Source organism: Pseudomonas sp. AE27, from assembly GCF_037113495.1.
GTDB lineage: Bacteria > Pseudomonadota > Gammaproteobacteria > Pseudomonadales > Pseudomonadaceae > Aquipseudomonas > Aquipseudomonas palmensis.
Window position 1 is genome coordinate 2,976,259 of record NZ_CP146966.1, and the last position, 19,998, is coordinate 2,996,256.

Annotated in this window: 18 protein-coding genes; 13 read left to right on the top strand and 5 right to left on the bottom strand. The window is 62.5% G+C overall.

Annotation, left to right across the window (positions count from 1 at the left end; all coding sequences use genetic code 11):
• Positions 1-12: 12 nt before the first annotated feature.
• Together xdhC and guaD are read left to right on the top strand one after the other, a co-directional pair.
• Positions 13-858, top strand: a complete 846-nt coding sequence (xdhC, locus tag V9K84_RS13525; RefSeq protein ID WP_088515620.1) for a xanthine dehydrogenase accessory protein XdhC — start codon at positions 13-15, stop codon at positions 856-858.
• A gap of 10 nt (positions 859-868) precedes the next feature.
• Positions 869-2,173, top strand: a complete 1,305-nt coding sequence (guaD, locus tag V9K84_RS13530; protein ID WP_058542039.1) for a guanine deaminase — start codon at positions 869-871, stop codon at positions 2,171-2,173.
• On the opposite strand, the gene aqpZ is transcribed toward guaD, so the two are convergent.
• Both aqpZ and V9K84_RS13540 read right to left on the bottom strand, forming a co-directional pair.
• Positions 2,170-2,868, bottom strand: a complete 699-nt coding sequence (gene aqpZ / locus V9K84_RS13535) for an aquaporin Z (RefSeq protein ID WP_088515619.1) — start codon at positions 2,866-2,868, stop codon at positions 2,170-2,172. The two genes, guaD and aqpZ, sit on opposite strands and share 4 nt — an antisense overlap.
• Positions 2,869-3,068: 200 nt before the next feature.
• Positions 3,069-3,836 carry a GntR family transcriptional regulator gene (locus tag V9K84_RS13540; RefSeq protein WP_054915597.1) on the bottom strand — a complete coding sequence of 256 codons (768 nt, stop codon included), beginning with the start codon at positions 3,834-3,836 and terminating at the stop codon, positions 3,069-3,071.
• 383 nt (positions 3,837-4,219) lie between these two features.
• Here V9K84_RS13540 and V9K84_RS13545 point away from each other — a divergent pair, with 383 nt between their 5' ends.
• Positions 4,220-5,539 (top strand): NCS2 family permease, encoded by a 1,320-nt coding sequence (locus V9K84_RS13545; protein WP_213085891.1) that lies wholly within the window; start codon positions 4,220-4,222, stop codon positions 5,537-5,539.
• 162 nt (positions 5,540-5,701) lie between these two features.
• On the opposite strand, the gene uraH is transcribed toward V9K84_RS13545, so the two are convergent.
• Positions 5,702-6,055: a hydroxyisourate hydrolase gene (gene uraH, locus V9K84_RS13550; RefSeq protein ID WP_043862351.1), complete on the bottom strand. Its 354-nt coding sequence runs from the start codon at positions 6,053-6,055 to the stop codon at positions 5,702-5,704.
• A gap of 383 nt (positions 6,056-6,438) precedes the next feature.
• Here uraH and puuE point away from each other — a divergent pair, with 383 nt between their 5' ends.
• The 8 genes from puuE to V9K84_RS13590 all read left to right on the top strand — a co-directional run bounded on the left by puuE (position 6,439) and on the right by V9K84_RS13590 (position 15,730).
• Positions 6,439-7,368: an allantoinase PuuE gene (gene puuE / locus V9K84_RS13555; RefSeq protein ID WP_043862350.1), complete on the top strand. Its 930-nt coding sequence runs from the start codon at positions 6,439-6,441 to the stop codon at positions 7,366-7,368.
• Positions 7,365-7,880 (top strand): 2-oxo-4-hydroxy-4-carboxy-5-ureidoimidazoline decarboxylase, encoded by a 516-nt coding sequence (gene uraD, locus V9K84_RS13560; RefSeq protein WP_043862349.1) that lies wholly within the window; start codon positions 7,365-7,367, stop codon positions 7,878-7,880. The genes puuE and uraD overlap by 4 nt, the downstream gene beginning before the upstream one ends.
• Before the next feature lie 75 nt (positions 7,881-7,955).
• The gene (locus V9K84_RS13565) at positions 7,956-8,459 is read left to right on the top strand and encodes an ureidoglycolate lyase (protein ID WP_043862348.1); all 504 of its coding nucleotides are present in this window, start codon (positions 7,956-7,958) and stop codon (positions 8,457-8,459) included.
• Between the two features lie 47 nt (positions 8,460-8,506).
• A complete protein-coding gene (locus tag V9K84_RS13570) occupies positions 8,507-9,832 on the top strand; it encodes a urate hydroxylase PuuD (protein WP_043862347.1) in 1,326 nt (441 codons plus the stop codon).
• A 117-nt stretch (positions 9,833-9,949) separates the two neighbouring features.
• Positions 9,950-11,305 (top strand): nucleobase:cation symporter-2 family protein, encoded by a 1,356-nt coding sequence (locus V9K84_RS13575; RefSeq protein ID WP_043862346.1) that lies wholly within the window; start codon positions 9,950-9,952, stop codon positions 11,303-11,305.
• A gap of 136 nt (positions 11,306-11,441) precedes the next feature.
• On the top strand, positions 11,442-12,227 hold the full coding sequence (locus V9K84_RS13580) for an outer membrane protein OmpK (protein ID WP_054915599.1): 786 nt from the start codon (positions 11,442-11,444) through the stop codon (positions 12,225-12,227).
• A gap of 353 nt (positions 12,228-12,580) precedes the next feature.
• Positions 12,581-13,366 (top strand): outer membrane protein OmpK, encoded by a 786-nt coding sequence (locus V9K84_RS13585; RefSeq protein WP_088515618.1) that lies wholly within the window; start codon positions 12,581-12,583, stop codon positions 13,364-13,366.
• Positions 13,367-13,786: 420 nt separating this feature from the next.
• Positions 13,787-15,730, top strand: a complete 1,944-nt coding sequence (locus V9K84_RS13590) for an LTA synthase family protein (protein WP_088515617.1) — start codon at positions 13,787-13,789, stop codon at positions 15,728-15,730.
• Positions 15,731-15,765: 35 nt separating this feature from the next.
• Here the strand turns inward: V9K84_RS13590 and V9K84_RS13595 are convergent, their stop codons facing one another.
• Positions 15,766-16,674 carry a DUF808 domain-containing protein gene (locus V9K84_RS13595; protein ID WP_088515616.1) on the bottom strand — a complete coding sequence of 303 codons (909 nt, stop codon included), beginning with the start codon at positions 16,672-16,674 and terminating at the stop codon, positions 15,766-15,768.
• A gap of 155 nt (positions 16,675-16,829) precedes the next feature.
• Here V9K84_RS13595 and V9K84_RS13600 point away from each other — a divergent pair, with 155 nt between their 5' ends.
• Positions 16,830-17,438, top strand: coding sequence for a TetR/AcrR family transcriptional regulator (locus V9K84_RS13600; RefSeq protein ID WP_043862341.1), 609 nt, complete (start codon positions 16,830-16,832; stop codon positions 17,436-17,438).
• A gap of 84 nt (positions 17,439-17,522) precedes the next feature.
• Here V9K84_RS13600 and V9K84_RS13605 read toward each other — a convergent pair whose 3' ends face one another.
• Positions 17,523-17,963: a heme-binding protein gene (locus tag V9K84_RS13605; protein WP_054915601.1), complete on the bottom strand. Its 441-nt coding sequence runs from the start codon at positions 17,961-17,963 to the stop codon at positions 17,523-17,525.
• 257 nt (positions 17,964-18,220) lie between these two features.
• Here V9K84_RS13605 and gcl point away from each other — a divergent pair, with 257 nt between their 5' ends.
• Complete coding sequence (gene gcl / locus V9K84_RS13610) at positions 18,221-19,996, top strand: glyoxylate carboligase (protein WP_043859896.1); 1,776 nt, start codon at positions 18,221-18,223, stop codon at positions 19,994-19,996.
• Positions 19,997-19,998: the final 2 nt, after the last annotated feature.

Here is a 19,998-nt window from a genome sequence, read left to right on the forward strand (position 1 = left end):
AGGCAACCGACTATGCACACCTGGATCAACGCCCTGTCCGACCTGCACACCCGGGGCGAACCCTGCGTGCTGGTGACCATCATCGAAGAGCTGGGCTCCACCCCACGCAATGCCGGCTCGAAGATGGTCGTCAGCGCGACCCAGCTGTTCGACACCATCGGCGGCGGGCACCTGGAATACAAGGCCATGCACATCGCCCGGCAGATGCTTGCCGAAGGCCGCGAAACCACCCACCTGGAGCGCTTCAGCCTCGGCGCCAGCCTTGGCCAGTGCTGCGGCGGCGCCACCGTGCTGCTGTTCGAGCCCATGGGCGGCGTGCAGGCGCAGATCGCGGTATTCGGCGCAGGCCATGTCGGCCGCGCTCTGGTACCCTTGCTCGCCGCGCTGCCCTGCCGGGTACGCTGGATCGATTCGCGCGAGCAGGAATTCCCCGACACCATCCCCACGGGGGTGAGCAAGGTCGTCAGCGAGGAACCAGTCGACGAGGTCGATGAACTGCCCGCCGGCAGCTATTGCATCGTCATGACCCACAATCATCAACTGGACCTGGAACTGACCACCGCGATCCTCAAGCGCAACGATTTCACCTGGTTCGGCCTGATCGGCTCCAGGACCAAGCGCGTGAAGTTCGAGCACCGCCTGCGCGAGCGCGGCTTTGCCGCCGACAGCCTGGCACGCATGCGCTGCCCGATGGGCCTGGCCGAGGTCAAGGGCAAGCTGCCGATCGAGATCGCCGTGTCCATCGCCGCCGAAATCATCGCTACCTACAACGCGAACTTCGGCCAGCATACCGGCTCGGCCACCACCCAACCCATTGCCAAACTGCTGCCGCCGTCACGGCGCAGCCAAGCCATTTGACGAGAGCCACATGAGCGCAACCCGCAAAGCCTACCGTGCCGCCCTGCTGCACAGCCTCGCCGACCCTGCCGAGGTGGGCGTCGAAGCATCGTATGAATATTTCGAAGACGGCCTGCTGGTCATCGACCAGGGCAAGATCAGCGCCATCGGCCACGCCAGCGAACTGCTGCCAGGCCTGGACGCCGACATCGAAGTGGTGCACTACCAGGACGCATTGATCACCCCGGGGTTCATCGATACCCATATCCACTTCCCGCAGACCGGCATGATCGGCTCCTACGGCGAGCAGTTGCTGGACTGGCTGAACACCTACACCTTCCCGTGCGAGCGCCAGTTCGAAGACAAGGCTCACGCCGACAAGGTGGCCAAGCTGTTCCTCAAGGAGCTGCTGCGCAACGGCACCACCTCGGCGCTGGTGTTCGGCAGCGTGCACCCTGCCTCGGTCAACGCCCTGTTCGAGGAAGCCGAGCGCCTGGACCTGCGCCTGATCGCCGGCAAGGTGATGATGGACCGCAACGCCCCCGACTACCTGACCGACACCGCCGAGTCGGGCTACGCCGACAGCAAGGCGCTGATCCAGCGCTGGCACGGCAAGGGCCGCCTGCACTATGCGGTGACCCCGCGCTTTGCGCCCACCAGCACCCCGCAACAGCTGGCCCTGGCCGGCCAGTTGCTCAAGGAGTTCCCGGACCTGTACCTGCACACCCACCTGAGCGAAAACCTCAAGGAGATCGAGTGGGTCAAGGCGCTGTTCCCCGAGCGCAGCGGCTACCTGGATGTGTACGACCATTTCGAACTGCTGGGCGAGCGCTCGGTGTTCGCCCACGCCGTTCACCTGTGCGATGCCGAGTGCCAGCGCCTGGCCGAGACCGGTTCGGCCGTGGCGTTCTGCCCGACCTCCAACCTGTTCCTGGGCAGCGGCCTGTTCAACCTGCCCCAGGCCGAGCAGCACAAGGTCAAGGTCGGCCTGGGCACCGACGTGGGCGCCGGCACCAGCTTCTCGCTGCTGTACACCCTGAACGAAGCCTACAAGGTCATGCAGTTGCAGGGCGCACGCCTGAGCCCGTTCAAGTCGCTGTACCTGGCCACCCTGGGCGGTGCGCGGGCATTGAACCTGGAGGAGCGCATCGGCACCCTGCAACCGGGCAGCGATGCCGACTTCATCGTGCTCGACTACAAGGCCACCCCGTTGCTGGACTACCGTCTCCAGCAGTCCGGCAGCATCGAGGAGACCCTGTTCGTGCTGACCACCCTGGGCGACGACCGTACCATTCGCGAAACCTTTGCCGCCGGGCGCAGCGTGCACCAGCGCTAAGGCGTTCGAAACAGGCCGCGGTACAACGCGCCGCCGATCACTGCCCCGATCAGCGGCGCCACCCAGAACAGCCACAGCTGATGCAGCGCCCAGCCACCGACGAACAGCGCCGGCCCGGTGCTGCGTGCCGGGTTAACCGAGGTGTTGGTAACCGGTATCGACACCAGGTGGATCAGCGTCAGCGCCAGCCCGATGGCGATCGGCGCAAAGCCGGCCGGCGCCCGCGAATCGGTGGCGCCCATGATGATCAGAATGAACATCGCGGTCATCACCACCTCGCTGACAAAACCTGCCCCCAGCGAGTACTGCCCCGGCGAATGCTCGCCATAGCCGTTCGAGGCAAGCCCGTTCGACAGCTCGAAGCCGGCCTTGCCGCTGGCGATGAGGTAGATCACACCGGCAGCCAGGATGGCGCCCACCACCTGGGCGACCACGTACGGCACCAGGTCCTTGAGCGGAAACCGCCCGCCCACGACCAGGCCCAGCGATACCGCAGGGTTGAGGTGACAACCGGAGATATGACCGATGGCGAATGCCATGGTCAGCACAGTCAGCCCGAAGGCCATGGAGACACCGACCAGGCCAATGCCGATCGGAAAAGACGCAGCCAGTACCGCGCTGCCACAACCCCCCAACACCAACCAGAACGTCCCTATCAATTCAGCTCCCATGCGTTTGCTCATGGGCATCGACATCAGTCAGTCCTCAAGAAGTGGTACGCCTGAAGCGCAAGCCCAACTGCTTGATGAAGGTTTGCGGGAGTGCAACAGATAGAAATCTAGCAGAGGTTGGCTCAAGTGCCAGCAGCAGAAAGAGCTTCGCCGGCAAGGCCGGCTCCTACAGGTTGATTGCCCCGGTAGGAGCCGGCCTTGCCGGCGAATGGTGCAAGCCGGTATCAGCCCTTTGCCGGCACCGAACTGCCGCGCTTCTTGGTTTGCAGCAAGTGCGAGAACACTGCGTGCAGGTCATCCGACGCACTCTCCTCGTCGAGGTTGAGCTTGCTGTCGATGTGGTCCATGTGGTGCATCATCAGGCTCACCGCCTGGGCCGCATCACGCGCCTCGATGGCGTCGATCAGTTGCATGTGCTCGTCATACGAGCAGTGCGAGCGGTTGCCGCTTTCGTACTGGGCAATGATCAGCGAAGTCTGCGATACCAGGCTGCGCTGGAAGCTGATCAGCGGTGCATTGCCCGCCGCTTCCGCCAGCTTGAGGTGAAACTCGCCAGACAGGCGAATGCCGGCACCCCGGTCGCCGCGCGAGAAGCTGTCGCGCTCCTCGCGCACCATCTGGCGCAGTTCGTTCAACTGCTCGGCGGTGGCGTGCTCCACTGCAAGTTCGGTGATGGCACGCTCGACCATGCGCCGCGAAAAGAACACCTGGCGCGCCTCTTCGACGGTCGGGCTGGCCACTACCGCACCGCGATTGGGGCGCAGCAGCACCACGCTTTCGTGGGCCAGGCGCGACAGCGCACGCCGGATGATGGTGCGGCTGACGCCGAAGATCTCGCCCAGGGCTTCCTCACTCAACTTGGTACCCGGCGCCAGGCGTTGTTCGAGGATTGCCTCGAATATGTGCGCGTAAACGATATCGTCCTGGGTGCCGCTACGACCGGCCTTGCCGGTGCGCGTGGGTTTCTTGAGGGGTTGCAGCTGTTCGTTCATGGGCGCTCGAGCACGGAGATCCACCTATCGGACCCTGACTGTAATACCAGCCAGTAGGGCGATGGCAAGTCCTGGATGGAAAATTAGACGTTCATGGTATTGACGCATTGTACACAGGCTTGGCGATTTCTGCAGAGTGCCATCACGTTATAGCCGTGGCGACAATTTACCTGCACACACCGACAAAAACATTATTTGCATTATTTGTATACAAACGCATAATCCAGCCGTGCAACTTCCTGACCCGCAGGTCAACAACAGGTCCGGTCGCCATGCCCTCCCCCTCGCAGAGCCCCCAGTCAACGCGCAGGACAAGCTCTGAACAACAAGAAAAGACGTGAGGAGTACACGCTGTGGAAAGCCGCAAACCCCAAGCCCCTACGCTGGATCTTGCCCCACCGCTCGAAACGAGCTGGCTGGAGCGGATTTTCAAACTCAAGCTGCACGGCACCACTGTCAGGACCGAACTGATCGCGGGTGTAACCACCTTCATCACCATGGCCTACATCATTTTCGTCAACCCCAACATCATGGCCGACGCCGGCATCGACCACGGTGCCGCGTTCGTGGCCACCTGCATCGCGGCGGCGCTCGGCTGCCTGCTGATGGGCCTGTATGCCAACTGGCCGGTGGGCCTGGCACCCGGCATGGGGCTGAACGCCTTTTTCACCTACACCGTGGTCGGCACCATGGGCTACACCTGGGAGGCCGCGCTGGGTGCGGTGTTCGTATCGGGTGTGCTGTTCATGCTGCTGACGCTGTCGCGGGTACGCGAATGGCTGCTCAACAGCATCCCGCTGAGCCTGCGTCACGCCATGGGCGCAGGTGTGGGGCTGTTTCTCGGTGTGATCGGGCTGAAGACGGCCGGCATCATCGTCGCCAGCCCAGCCACCCTGATCAAGCTCGGTTCGCTGCACGAGCCTGGCCCGCTGCTGGCGGCGGCGTGCTTCCTGATGATTGCCGTGCTCAGCTACCGCCGGGTGTTCGGCGCGATCCTGATCAGCATCATCGCCGTGACACTGGCCGGCTGGGCCCTGGGCCTGGTGGAATATGGCGGCGTGTTCTCCCTGCCGCCGAGCCTGGCGCCCACCTGGATGGCCATGGACGTGGCGGGCGTGTTCAACGTCAGCATGATCAGCGTGGTACTGGCGTTTCTGTTCGTGCACATGTTCGACACCGCCGGCACGCTGATGGGCGTGGCCCAGCGCGCCAACCTGGTGAACGCCGAGGGGCGCATCGAAAACCTGTCGCGGGCGCTCAAGGCCGACAGTGCATCGAGCGTGTTCGGTGCAGTGGTGGGTGTGCCGCCGGTAACCAGCTACGTGGAAAGTGCTGCAGGTGTGGCGGCCGGCGGGCGCACGGGGCTCACGGCCGTGGTGGTCGGCCTGCTGTTCGTCGCGGCGATGTTCTTTGCGCCGCTGGCGGGCATGATCCCGGCGTATGCCACCGCCGGCGCACTGATCTATGTGGCGATGCTGATGATGGGCAGCATGGCGCACATCAACTGGGATGAAGCCACCGACAGCATTCCGGCGATCGTCACGGCGATCATGATGCCGCTGACATTCTCGGTGGCGGACGGCATTGCGCTGGGGTTCATCACCTATGTGGTGCTCAAGGCCGGCACCGGGCGCTACAGGGAGATCTCGGCGAGCCTGTGGGTGCTGTGTGCGATCTTTGTGGCCAAGTTCGTGTTCCTGTAAGCACTGCGTCGGTTCAAGGAGCCTCGCCTTCGGGCGGGGCTTTTTGTTGCCTGTGCCGCTCTGCCAGCGAACAGCCCTGCAGGCACGCCCTCGAAACCGAGGCAAAAAAAAGCCCGCCAGTGAGAGCGGGCAAGGACCTACGAAGATTCATCTAGCGACCAACTAGCTTCCGCGATAGGTCGAGTAACTGTACGGCGAGATCAGCAACGGCACGTGGTAGTGATCCTGCTCGGCGCTGATGCCGAAACGCAGCACCACCACATCCAGGAACGCCGGCTCCGGCAACTGCACACCACGGGCACGATAATAGTCACCGGCACTGAACTGCAGCTGGTACACACCGCTGCGGTAATCCTCACCCTGCAGCAGTGGCGCATCGCAACGGCCATCGCTGTTGGTCAGCGCCGTGTTCACCAGCTCAAGCTGCTGGCCTTCGACCCGGTACAGCTCGACCTTGATCGAGCTGCCAGGGCAGCCATGTGCGGCATCCAGTACATGCGTGGTCAAACGTCCCATTGCGTGCGCCTCGTTTCAATCTATGGGCAAAAAATACCCGCACGGCACCGGGATGAAGCAGGGCAGCGTGCGGCTGTCGGATTATTAAGACATTTTCAGCTAAAATTGTACACAATAAATTCGACGATTTTGTTAGCCTGCCGAGCGTGCCCTGTAAATACGCCATCAGTCGCAAAGCCGCGCGCCTGGCGGACGCTATCGTCATTTACTGACCAATCAGGCAGGTTTCTTGCAACCTTTTTCAAGGTCAAATGGCGGAAGAAATGCGAAAAAACAGGCTTACAAATCGTCAATAAAGTTGTATACAATCACTCCATCGTTGTGGCCGATGACCTGACTCAGACACCACACCCCCGTTTTCACGTACAAGAAGGAAGGCTGCAGTGAGCGCTGATTATCCTCGCGACCTGATCGGTTACGGCAACAACCCACCCCATCCGCGCTGGCCGGGGAATGCCCGCATCGCTTTGTCTTTCGTGCTCAACTATGAAGAAGGTGGCGAACGCAACATTCTTCACGGGGACAAGGAATCCGAAGCCTTCCTTTCCGAGATGGTCTCGGCGCAGCCCCTGCAGGGCGCCCGCAACATGAGCATGGAATCGCTTTACGAGTATGGCAGCCGCGCCGGTGTGTGGCGCCTGCTCAAGCTGTTCGAAGACACCGGCGTGCCGCTCACCGTGTTTGCCGTGGCCATGGCCGCCCAGCGCCACCCCGACGTGATCCGCGCCATGGTCGCCGCCGGCCATGAGATCTGCAGCCACGGCTACCGCTGGATCGACTACCAGTACATGGACGAGAACCAGGAGCGCGAGCACATGCTCGAGGCCATCCGCATTCTCACCGACCTCACCGGCGAGCGCCCCCTGGGCTGGTACACCGGCCGTACCGGGCCCAACACCCGCCGCCTGGTGATGGAGGAAGGCGGCTTCCTCTACGACAGCGACACCTACGACGACGACCTGCCCTACTGGGAGCCCAACAACCCCACCGGCAAGCCGCACCTGGTGATCCCCTACACCCTGGACACCAACGACATGCGCTTCACCCAGGTGCAGGGCTTCAATTGTGGCGAGCAGTTCTTCCAGTACCTCAAGGACGCCTTCGACGTGCTCTACGCCGAAGGTGCCGAGGCGCCGAAGATGCTCTCGATCGGCTTGCACTGCCGCCTGATCGGCCGCCCGGCACGCATCGCCGCGCTCAAGCGCTTCGTGGAGTACGCCAAGAGCCATGAGCAGGTGTGGTTCGCCCGGCGCGTGGACATCGCCCGCCACTGGCATGCCACCCACCCTTTCCAAGCCGAGAGCGCCAAATGACCGACTTCAAGACCCTCAAGCCTTCGACCCTGGACCGTGCCGCGTTCGTCGCCGCCTTCGCCGACATCTACGAGCACTCGCCGTGGGTCGCCGAAAAAGCCTACGACCTGGGCCAACTGCACGAGCTGGACCAGATCGAAGCCCTGCACCAGCGCATGAGCGACATCCTGCTCAGCGCCGATCACGCCAGCCAGCTGGCCCTGATCAATGCTCACCCGGACCTGGCCGGCAAAGCCGCCGTCCAGGGCGAACTGACCGAATCGAGCACCAACGAACAGGCTGGCGCCGGCATCCACCAGTGCACCGCCGAAGAGTTCGCCCGTTTCACCGAACTCAACGACGCCTACAAGGCCAGGTTCCAGTTCCCGTTCATCATGGCGGTAAAAGGCAGCAACCGGCACCAGATCCTCGCCTCGTTCGAGAAACGCATCCACAACTCGGTCGAAGCCGAGTTCAAGGAAGCCCTGGCGCAGATCAACCTGATCGCCCTGTTCCGCCTGCAGCAGCTGTAACCGGCGCGCCTTGGCAGGCACTGGCCTGCCGGCATTCGCCAAAGCCCCGACAACACATAATTAGAGAACACCCGCATGCGCACTTTAGTGATTGAGCCCCTGACCAAAGAAGCCTTCGCCCCTTTCGGTGACGTGATCGAAACCGACGGCAGCGACCACTTCATGATCAACAACGGTTCGACCATGCGCTTCCACAAGCTGGCCACGGTAGAAACCGCCCAGCCCGAGGACTCCGCCATCATCAGCATCTTCCGCGCCGACGCGCAGGACATGCCGCTGACCGTGCGCATGCTGGAGCGCCATCCGCTGGGCAGCCAGGCCTTCATCCCGCTGCTCGGCAATCCCTTTCTGATCGTGGTCGCGCCCGTTGGCGATGTACCTGTATCGGGTCTTGTCCGCGCCTTTGTCAGTAATGGCAGGCAGGGCATCAATTACCATCGCGGCGTCTGGCACCACCCGGTGCTGACGATCGAAAAGCGGGATGACTTCCTGGTGGTTGATCGCAGCGGTTCCGGCAACAACTGCGACGAACATTTCTTCAATGAGGATGAGCAACTGATCCTCGCACCCCACCAATAAGAGAAGGTCGGTCACTGGCCTGCGGTGACCGGCAAGAGGTAAAGACTGTGGAAGCACATCTGTTGGAATGGCTGAACCTGAGCGTGCGCTGGGTTCACATGATCACTGGCGTGGCCTGGATCGGCGCGTCGTTCTATTTCGTATGGCTGGAGAACAACCTCAACCGGGCCAACCCGCGCGATGGTCTGTCGGGCGACCTCTGGGCGATTCACGGTGGCGGTATCTACCACCTGGAAAAGTACAAGCTGGCCCCGCCGAAAATGCCGGAGAACCTGCACTGGTTCAAATGGGAAGCCTACTTCACCTGGATGTCGGGTATTGCCCTGCTGTGCCTGGTGTTCTACTGGAACCCCAGCGTCTACCTGCTAGCCCCCGGCAGCACCCTGAGCGGTGGTGAAGGCATCGCCATCGGCGTCGGTTCGCTGATCGCCGGCTGGTTCATCTACGACGTGCTGTGCGACTCGCCCCTGGGCAAGCGCCCCGGCCTGCTCGGCCTGGTGCTGTTCGTGCTGATCATTGCGGCCTGCTACGGCTTCAGCCAGGTGTTCAGCGGCCGTGGTGCGTACCTGCACACCGGCGCGATCATCGGCACCATCATGGTCGGCAACGTGTTCCGCATCATCATGCCGGCCCAGCGTGCACTGGTCGCCGCCATCGAGAAGAACGAAACCCCCGACCCGACCCTGCCGGCCAAGGGCCTGCTGCGTTCGCGCCACAACAACTACTTCACCCTGCCGGTGCTGTTCATCATGATCAGCAACCACTTCCCGAGCACCTACGGCAGCCAGTACAACTGGCTGATCCTGGCCGGGATCGCGATTGCAGCGGTGCTGGTGCGTCACTACTTCAACACCCGCCACGACAGCGCCAAGTACGCCTGGACCCTGCCCGTCGGCGCCCTGGCGATGATCTGCCTGGCCTACGTCACCGGCCCCAAGCCGATGCCGACCGCCCCTGAGCAGGCCGCTGCCAAGGTCCAGTACCAGCCGCTGCCGGAAACCGCACTGGGTGGCAAGACCGCTGCCGAGAAAGCCGCCGAACAGGCTGCCAACCCGGCACCTGCCGCTACCCCGGCCGAAGCACCCGCCACTGCCACCGCTGCGGCGGACAGCGGCAACTTCGACAAGATCCACAGCGTCATCCAGGAACGCTGCACCGTGTGCCACTCGGCCAAGCCGACCAGCCCGCTGTTCAGTGCCGCCCCGGCCGGCGTGATGCTCGATACCCCGCAACAGATCCAGCAACTGGCCCCACGCATCCAGGCACAGGCCGTCGCCAGCCAGATCATGCCCCTGGGCAACATCACCCAGATGACCCAGCAGGAACGTGAACTGATTGGTGCATGGATCGCCAAGGGTGCTCCAACCAACTGATACAAGCTTCAAGCGGCAAGCTACAAGCTGCAAGCCAGGCGCGGCCTCCTGCTTCTTCGCAAGCAGGGCGCCTGAGCCTGCAGCTACCCAGAATAAAAACAAAACCTGAGGTGCTGCATGTCCGAGTCACGCAAGGCGTACATCCCCGTTGCGCCGCCACGACAGCCACTGCCCCTGCTGCAACTGATCCTGGTGGGTTTGCAACATGTTCTGCTGATGTACGGAGGTGCCATTGCGGTGCCGCTGATCATCGGGCAGGCCGCCGGGCTCTCTCGTGAAGAAATCGCATTCCTGATCAATGCCGATCTGCTGGTCGCCGGTGTCGCCACCGTGGTCCAGTCGCTCGGCATTGGCGCACTGGGCATCCGCATGCCGGTGATGATGGGCGCCAGCTTCGCCGCCGTCGGCAGCATGGTGGCCATGGCCGGCATGCCCGGCGTGGGCCTGCAGGGGATTTTCGGCGCGACCATCGCCGCCGGCTTCTTCGGCATGCTGATCGCCCCGTTCATGTCCAAGGTGGTGAGGTTTTTCCCGCCACTGGTCACCGGCACGGTGATTACCTCCATCGGTCTGTCGCTGTTCCCGGTCGCCGTCAACTGGGCCGGCGGCGGCGCGGCGGCCGCGCCGTTCGGCTCGCCGATCTACCTGGCCGTGGCCGGCCTGGTGCTGACCACCATCCTGCTGATCAATCGCTTCATGCGTGGCTTCTGGGTGAACGTGTCGGTACTGATCGGCATGGGCCTGGGCTACATCATTGCCGGCGCCATCGGCATGGTCGACCTCAGCGGCCTGGCCCAGGCCCCCTGGGTACAGGTGGTCACCCCGCTGCACTTCGGCATGCCCACCTTCAGCCTGGCGCCGATCCTGTCGATGTGCCTGGTGGTGGTGATCATCTTCGTCGAGTCCACCGGCATGTTCCTGGCGCTGGGCAAGGTCACCGAGCGTGAAGTGACCCCGGGCATGCTGCGTCGCGGCCTGTTCTGGGACGCCGGCGCCTCGTTCGTGGCAGGCTTTTTCAACACCTTCACCCACTCCTCGTTCGCACAGAACATCGGCCTGGTCCAGATGACCGGCGTGCGCTGCCGCTACGTGACCGTGGTGGCCGGGCTGTTCCTGATCGTGCTCAGCCTGCTGCCCAAGGCGGCATTCCTGATTGCCTCGATCCCGCCGGCGGTACTGGGCGGCGCCTCCATCGCCATGTTCGGCATGGTCGCGGCCACCGGCATCAAGATCCTGCAGGAGGCCGACATCGGCGACCGGCGCAACCAGTTGCTGGTGGCCGTCAGCGTCGGCATGGGCCTGATCCCGGTGGTACGTCCGGAGTTCTTCGCGCAGATGCCGCAATGGATGGAGCCGATCACCCACAGCGGCATCGCCATGGCCACCGTCAGTGCCCTGGTACTGAACCTGCTGTTCAACGTATTGGGCGGCGCCGAACGCGCCGCGCACAACGACGCCGTGCACCAGCACTGATACACGGGGCGGCGCCTGCCGCCCCGCTCAACCCGAGCACCACGCAGTACCGTCGGCCCCTGGGAGTGGGCCGCTCGGGGCGCGTTTGCGCCGAAAAAACCGCAATCCAACAATAACAATAGCCGGGAATAACCACATGAAACGCATCACCTCTTCCCTCTTGCTGGGCAGCAGCTTGCTGGCCACGCTTCCTGCGGTAGCGGAGGACCTGCTGCTCTGGCACACCAACAGCCTGACGTATCTGTACGGCAAGGACTTTCAGGTCAACCCGCGGATCCAGCAGACGGTGACTTTCGAGCACGCCAACAAATGGAAGTACGGCGACAACTTCCTGTTCGTCGACAAGATCTTCTACAACGGCGGCCAAGACCGTAACAAGGGCAAGAACACCTACTACAGCGAGATCAGCCCGCGCCTGTCGTTCGGCAAGATCTTCGACCAGAAGCTGGAGTTCGGCCCGATCAAGGACGTGCTGCTGGCCATGACCTACGAAACCGGTGAAGGCGACACAGAGGCCTACCTGATCGGCCCGGGCTTCGACCTGGCCATCCCCGGCTTCAACTACTTCACCCTCAACTTCTACCAGCGCAACACCGAAGGCAGCCGCCCGGGTGATCGCGTGTGGCAGATCACCCCGGCGTTCTCCTACACCATCCCCATGGGCAGGTCCGACCTGCTGATCGATGGCTACATGGACTGGGTGGTGGACAACGACGAAAGCCGTCGCGGCACCTACCACGCCAACCTGCACTTCAACCCGCAGGTCAAGTACGACCTGGGCAAGGCGCTGAACATCGGCGCCAAGCAGCTGTACGTGGGTATCGAATACAGCTACTGGAAGGACAAATACGGCATCGAGGACAGCGATCGCCTCAAGACCAACCAGAGCGTGACCAGTGCGCTGATCAAGGTTCACTTCTAAAACCTGATCGAACGCACAGTTTTTGTCGCACACGCTCCATAACGGAGCACTTGAGGGACGGCGCGCAAGCCAGTAATCTGCGCGCCCCCTCGCTCAGGGTAGGACCCCTCCTACCTGCGTTTACTGACCGCTCAGTCAATGAATTCGGGCGGTTGGTAAGCGTATTGCCAGCCTCACGCCCCTTGTTCAACTGTTCAGAAAGACGTCGAGCAGGCCCGTTGCGCCAACCCGCCAAGGTTGGCTCAGCTCTTGCGAACGCGCTGTGGCCGATCGAAAAAAGCTGACCAAAAAGACAACACGTTGAACCAGAACGGCGCCGACACAGAGTGCCGAATCAATCAAGGGAGCACGCAATGCGCATTACCAACAGCCTGATGCTTGCAGGCGGCCTGCTGGCGGCAAGTACCGCCACCGCCGGTGACCTGCTGCAGTGGCAGAACAACAGCCTGACCTACCTCTACGGCAAGGACTTTGCGGTCAACCCGCAGATCCAGCAGACCTTCACTTTCGAGCACGCCGATGCCTGGAAGTACGGCGACAACTTCCTGTTCATCGACAAGATCTTCTACAACGGCAAGAAGGACGGCAACGTCGGCCCGAACACCTACTACGGCGAGTTCACCCCGCGCCTGTCGTTCGGCAAGATCTTCGACCAGAAACTGGAGTTCGGCCCGGTCAAGGATGTGCTGCTGGCCATGACCTACGAGTTTGGCGAGGGAGACAACGAGTCGTACCTGATCGGCCCAGGCTTCGACCTGGCCATCCCCGGCTTCGACTACTTCCAGCTCAACTTCTACCAGCGCCACACCGAGGGCAGTCGCGCCGGTGACAACGTATGGCAGATCACCCCGGTGTGGTCGTACACCATTCCCGTGGGCAAGTCGGACATCCTGATCGACGGCTACATGGACTGGGTGGTGGACAACGACGAAACCCGGCGTCGCGGCACCTATCATTCCAACCTGCACTTCAACCCGCAGATCAAGTATGACCTGGGCAAGGCCCTGAACCTGGGCGAAAAACAGCTGTACGTCGGTTTCGAATACGACTACTGGAAAGACAAGTACGGCATCAAGGACAGCGACGCCTTCGATACCGACCAGAACACCGCGAGCCTGCTGGTGAAAGTGCACTTCTGATACCACCGGCTGAGCGTGACTCCAGTGAATCACGCTCAGCCAACGTGCAACTGTCAGCACGCCAGAACACAACAGGGTTTCTGCAATAAAACCCGAACCTCAAACACCCTCTCGTTACCCTGCGCCCGCAGGTGAAACATGCCTGCCATCAGGCAGTTGCGCAACGATTCAGCGCCCCGTTCGGTGTCAGCGCGAATACATCGCACCGCAGACTCGAAGTTTTCGCTCGCCCAACTTCCATAACCCGACTATATGAATACAGCTGCGTGTTGTTTCACGCGGGCGCGACAACCGGGCAACATATTTTTCTCTTTTGCGTTGATAGCCTGAGGGCCTTCCCTGCCCCTCTGTGCAACGCATAGCCGGTCCTTACGCTACTTGCCAGGGTTATGGCATTCAATGACAAAAAGGAATTGACCCATGCGTGTTCCACGCTCGGCGCCATTGCGCTATCTGCTGCTACTGACCGGTGTTTGGCTGGCAATCTTCACACTGACCCGGCTCATGCTGTTGCTCACGCACCTGGACGAAGCAGGCCATGCGTATCTGTCGGTTTTTGCCGTAGGGCTGGCCTACGATCTGGGCTTTCTGCTGTATGCAGCCCTACCCCTGGCCATCTACCTGCTGCTCTGCCCGCCGCGCCTGTGGCACTCGCGGGTCAATCGCATCGTGCTGCAACTGATACTTGGCCTGAGCATCTTCGTGATGCTGTTTACTGCCGTGGCCGAATGGCTGTTCTGGGACGAGTTCGGCGTGCGCTTCAACTTCATTGCCGTGGACTACCTGGTGTACTCCGACGAGGTCTTGAACAACATCCTCGAGTCCTACCCCATCGCGCTGCTGCTGAGTGTGCTGGGGGTGGTTACCGTGGCCCTGTGCCTGTTGCTGCGCAAGACCTTCAATGCCGCGCTGAATGCGCCGCTGCCGGCCTTTCGCCTGCGCGCCCTGAGTCTGATCGTGCTGTTCGTGCTGGCCGGCCTGGGCACACAGTTCATCGACCAGGAGCATCCCCGTGGCCAGGACGGCAATGCCTACCAACGCGAACTGGCAAGCAACGGCCCGTACCAGTTCTTCGCCGCCTTTCGCAACAACGAACTGGATTACCCGCAGTTCTACGGCACCTTGCCCCAAGCCGAAGCCGGCGCGCAGATGCATGCAGAACTGAACGAAGCCGATGCGCGGTTCATCGGCAAGGAGGCGCAGGACATCCGCCGCACGATCGTCGCCAGCGGCCAACGGCGTACACCCAACATCGTGCTGGTGACCATCGAAAGCCTGAGCGCCAAGTACCTGGGCAGCAACGGCGACAACCGCAACCTCACCCCGAACCTGGATGCGCTACGCAAGCAGAGCCTGTACTTCAACAACTTCTACGCCACCGGCACGCGTACCGATCGGGGCCTGGAGGCCATTACCCTGTCCATGCCGCCCACACCAGGGCGCTCTATCGTCAAGCGCATCGGCCGTGAAAGCGGCTTTGCCAGCCTGGGCCAGCAGTTGGCCGAGGTGGGCTACGACAGCGTGTTCGTGTATGGCGGGCGCGGCTACTTCGACAACATGAATGCCTTCTTCAGCGGCAACGGCTACCGGGTAGTGGACCAGAGCAGCGTCAAGGAAAGCGACATCAGCTTCAAGAACGCCTGGGGCATGTCCGATGAAGACCTCTACGCCCAGGCCCTGCAACTGGCCGATGCCGACCACGCCAACCAGGTGCCGTTCTTCCTGCAACTGATGACCACCTCCAACCACCGCCCCTATACCTACCCGAACGGGCGCATCGACATCCCCTCGGGCAATGGCCGCGAAGGCGCCGTCAAGTACACCGATTACGCCATCGGGCGCTTCCTGGACCAGGCACGCGGCAAGCCCTGGTTCGACAACACGCTGTTCATCTTCGTCGCCGACCATACCGCCGGCAGTGCAGGCAAGGAGGACCTGCCGGTACAGAACTATCAGATCCCGCTGTTCATCCATGCGCCCAAATGGATCGAACCTCGCGAGGAAAGCAAGCTGGCCAGTCAGATCGACCTGGCCCCCACCGTGCTCGGGTTGCTGAACATGAGCTACACCTCGACCTTCTTTGGCCGCGACCTGTTGCGCGAAGACCCGCTTGCGCCACGGGTGGTAATTGGCAACTACCAGCATCTCGGTCTGTTCGATGGCCAGGACCTGGCCATCCTCAGCCCACGAGGCGGCCTGCGGGTTCACGAGCAGGCCCTGGGCGCAAGCCAGGAGCGTCAGGTCGATATCGACAATCCGTTGATCAAGCGGGCCATTGCCTACTACCAGAGCGCCAGCTACGGCTTCACCCAGCACCTTCTGGAATGGGCCCCGCAGACGCAGGTGGCGGCCGCCGTGAAATGAACCCCGACACGGCGGTCTGCGAGCGGCCGCCGTGTTCAGCCCTTGATCGAACGCCAGAGCTTGCTGCCAAGCGTGACCAGCGCCAGCACGGCCGCCCCCGCCACGATCCCCACGCCGGCATTGAGCAAGGCCGTCGTCAGCGCCCCGCCACGCCCTTCGCCGAAGGCCTCGATGGCATGATGCAGCGGCGCGATGCCATGCACCAGAATCCCGCCACCTACCAGGAACATCGCCGCGGTGCCGATCACCGACAGGCTTTTCATCATGTAGGGCGCCGCACTCAAAATGCCGTTGCCGATGGCCTTGGCTGCACGCGAGGCCTTTTGCGTCAGCCACAGGCCCAGGTCATCCAGCTTGACGATCCCCGCCACCAGCCCGTACACGCCGATCGTCATCACGATCGCGATGCCCGACAGCACGATGATCTGCTGGGGCAGTGGCGCATCGGCCACGGTGCCCAGCGTGATGGCGATGATCTCGGCCGAGAGAATGAAGTCGGTACGCACCGCGCCCTTGATCTTGTCTTTCTCGAACGTCACCAGGTCGACCGCCGGGTTGGCCACTGCTTCGGTCAATGCCGCATGCCCGGCCTTGGCCTCCTCGGCGCTGTGCAGAAACCTGTGCGCGAGCTTTTCGAACCCCTCGAAGCACAGGTAGGCGCCGCCGAGCATCAGCAGCGGGGTTACCGCCCACGGGATGAATGCGCTGATCAGCAACGCAGCCGGCACCAGGATCAGCTTGTTCAGGAACGAGCCCTTGGCCACCGCCCACACCACCGGCAGTTCCCGCTCGGCGCGCACACCCGTGACCTGCTGGGCATTGAGGGCCAGATCATCACCCAGTACGCCGGCGGTCTTCTTGGCCGCGACCTTGGTCATGACCGAGACATCGTCGAGTACCGTGGCGATATCGTCGATCAGTACCAGCAAACTGCTTGCAGCCATGATTCATGTTCCATTGAGGTGAGATGGCGCCAAGCTTAGCCTGTCGATGGGCAAAAGGGGCGACCTTGAGCGCTTCGCGAACGCGGTGCTACCATGCGCAACCGCCTGCCCAGGCCTGTTGCCGCACGCGGCCAGATACAAGGAACAGCGCCACCATGAGCACCATTCGCGAGCGCAACAAAGAACTGATCCTGCGGGCCGCCAGCGAGGAGTTCGCCGACAAGGGCTTCGCTGCCACCAAGACCAGCGACATCGCGGCCAAGGCCGGCCTGCCCAAGCCCAACGTCTACTACTACTTCAAATCCAAGGAAAACCTCTACCGCGAGGTGCTCGAAAGCATCATCGAGCCGATCATGCAGGCCTCCACCCCGTTCAATGCCGACGGTGAGCCGCAAGAGGTGCTCAGTGCCTACATCCGCTCCAAGGTGCGCATCTCCCGCGACCTGCCCTTCGCGTCCAAGGTGTTCGCCAGCGAGATCATGCACGGCGCGCCGCACCTTAGCGCCAGCCAGGTCGAGCAGCTCAACGTGCAGGCACGGCACAACATCGAATGCATCCAGGGCTGGATCGAGCGCGGCCTGATCGCCCCGGTCGACCCGCACCACCTGATGTTCAGCATCTGGGCCGCAACCCAGACCTATGCCGATTTCGACTGGCAGATCTCGGTGGTCACCGGCAAGGCCAAGCTCGAGGACAGCGACTACGAGGCGGCGGCGCAGACCATCATCCGGCTGGTGCTCAAGGGCTGTGCGCCGGACGCCTGATCGCGTTGACTGCTTCGCCGGCAAGGCCGGCTCCTACAAGGCTCGCGCAGACATGTAGGAGCCGGCCTTGCCGGCGAAAGGGCCCTACGCCGCCACCCCCGCATCCGCCGTCAACCCCGCCTCTTCGATCGCACTGATCGCGCACTGCTCGTCGATATCCGACGTATCACCGCTGATGCCGATCGCGCCCAGCACTGCCCCGCTCTGATCCCGAATCAGCACCCCACCCGGCGCCGGCACCACCGGGCTCTGGCCCAACCCGTTGAGCGCGGCAAAGAACGCCGGGCGCTGCTGCGCGTCCAGCGCCAGCAGGCGCGAGCCCTTGCCCAGCGCAATCGCCCCCCACGCCTTGCCCATCGCCACCTGCGGACGCAGCAGGCTGGCGCCGTCCTCGCGCTGCAGGGTCAGCAGATGCCCACCGGCATCGAGCACCACCACGGTCAGCGGCGCCGCCGAAATCCTGCGGCCGGCCGCCAGCGCGCCATTCACCAGGCTCACCGCTACTTTCAAGCTCAGAACGTTCATCCAAAGGTCCTCTTGTTGTTAGAAGCCCACGTGGGCAAGTGAAAAACCAATACAACAAATAGAACACAATGAAGAATATTTTTGTATACAATAATTCACTCCATCCGACCAAAACCCGTCACAACCCCTTTTTTACGGGGTAACGACGAAAGCACCCGGTGGCGGATGAAAATGGATTGACCAGAGTCGCCTGCCGTGAATACACTCTGTCGAAAAGCAATTTGTATACAATTACAAAATCTAAGAGGCACAAAACCATGAGCAAAATGAGAGCAATCGATGCAGCCGTGCTGGTCATGCGCCGTGAAGGCGTCGACACCGCATTCGGCATCCCGGGCGCCGCGATCAACCCGCTGTATTCGGCCCTGAAGAAAGTCGGCGGCATCGATCACGTCCTTGCTCGTCACGTGGAAGGTGCCTCGCACATGGCCGAGGGCTACACCCGTACCAAGGCCGGCAACATCGGCGTGTGCATCGGCACCTCCGGCCCTGCCGGCACCGACATGGTCACCGGCCTGTACAGCGCCTCGGCCGACTCCATCCCGATTCTGTGCATCACCGGCCAGGCGCCTCGCTCGCGCCTGCACAAGGAAGACTTCCAGGCCGTCGACATCACCAGCATCGTCAAGCCGGTCACCAAGTGGGCCACCACCGTGCTCGAACCTGGCCAGGTGCCGTATGCGTTCCAGAAAGCCTTCTATGAAATGCGCACCGGCCGTCCTGGCCCTGTACTGATCGACCTGCCGTTCGACGTGCAGATGGCCGAGATCGAATTCGACATCGACGCCTACCAGCCGCTGCCGGTGAGCAAGCCGTCGGCCAACCGCGTGCAGGTCGAGAAGGCCCTGGCCATGCTCGACTCCGCCGAGCGTCCGCTGCTGGTGGCCGGTGGCGGCATCATCAACGCCGATGCCAGCGACAAGCTGGTGGAATTCGCCGAACTCACCGGTATCCCGGTCATCCCGACCCTGATGGGCTGGGGCACCATCCCTGACGACCACCCGCTGATGGTGGGCATGGTCGGCCTGCAGACCTCGCACCGCTACGGCAACGCGACCATGCTCAAGTCGGACGTGGTGCTGGGCATCGGCAACCGCTGGGCCAACCGCCATACCGGCTCGGTGGATGTGTACACCGAAGGCCGTCGCTTCATTCACGTCGACATCGAACCGACCCAGATCGGCCGTGTGTTCACCCCGGACCTGGGTATCGTGTCCGACGCCGGCGCCGCACTGGACGTGTTCCTGGAAGTGGCCCGCGAGTGGAAAGCCGCCGGCAAGCTCAAGGACCGTGGCGAGTGGCTCAAGGACTGCCAGCAGCGCAAGGCCAGCCTGCACCGCAAGACCCACTTCGACAACGTGCCGGTCAAGCCGCAGCGCGTGTACCAGGAAATGAACCAGGTGTTCGGCAAGGACACCTGCTACGTCAGCACCATCGGCCTGTCGCAGATCGCCGGTGCGCAGTTCCTGCACGTGTACAAGCCGCGTCACTGGATCAACTGCGGCCAGGCCGGCCCGCTGGGCTGGACCATTCCTGCGGCACTGGGCGTGGTCAAGGCCGACCCGTCGCGCAAGGTCGTGGCACTGTCGGGCGACTATGACTTCCAGTTCATGATCGAAGAGCTGGCGGTGGGCGCGCAGTTCAACCTGCCGTACATCCACGTGGTGGTGAACAACTCCTACCTGGGGCTGATCCGCCAGGCCCAACGCGGCTTCGAGATGGATTACTGTGTACAGCTGGCGTTCGAGAACCTCAACGCCCCGGAACTGAACGGCTACGGTGTGGACCACGTCGCGGTTGTAGAAGGTCTGGGTTGCAAGGCACTGCGCGTGTTCAAGCCGGAAGAAATCCAGCCGGCCCTGCGCAAGGCCCAGCAGATGGCCGAAGAGTTCAAGGTGCCGGTCGTGGTCGAGGTGATCCTCGAGCGCGTGACCAATATTTCCATGGGTACCGAAATCAACGCGGTCAACGAGTTCGAAGACCTGGCGCTGGTCGGCAACGACGCGCCAACCGCGATCTCGCTGCTCGACTGACT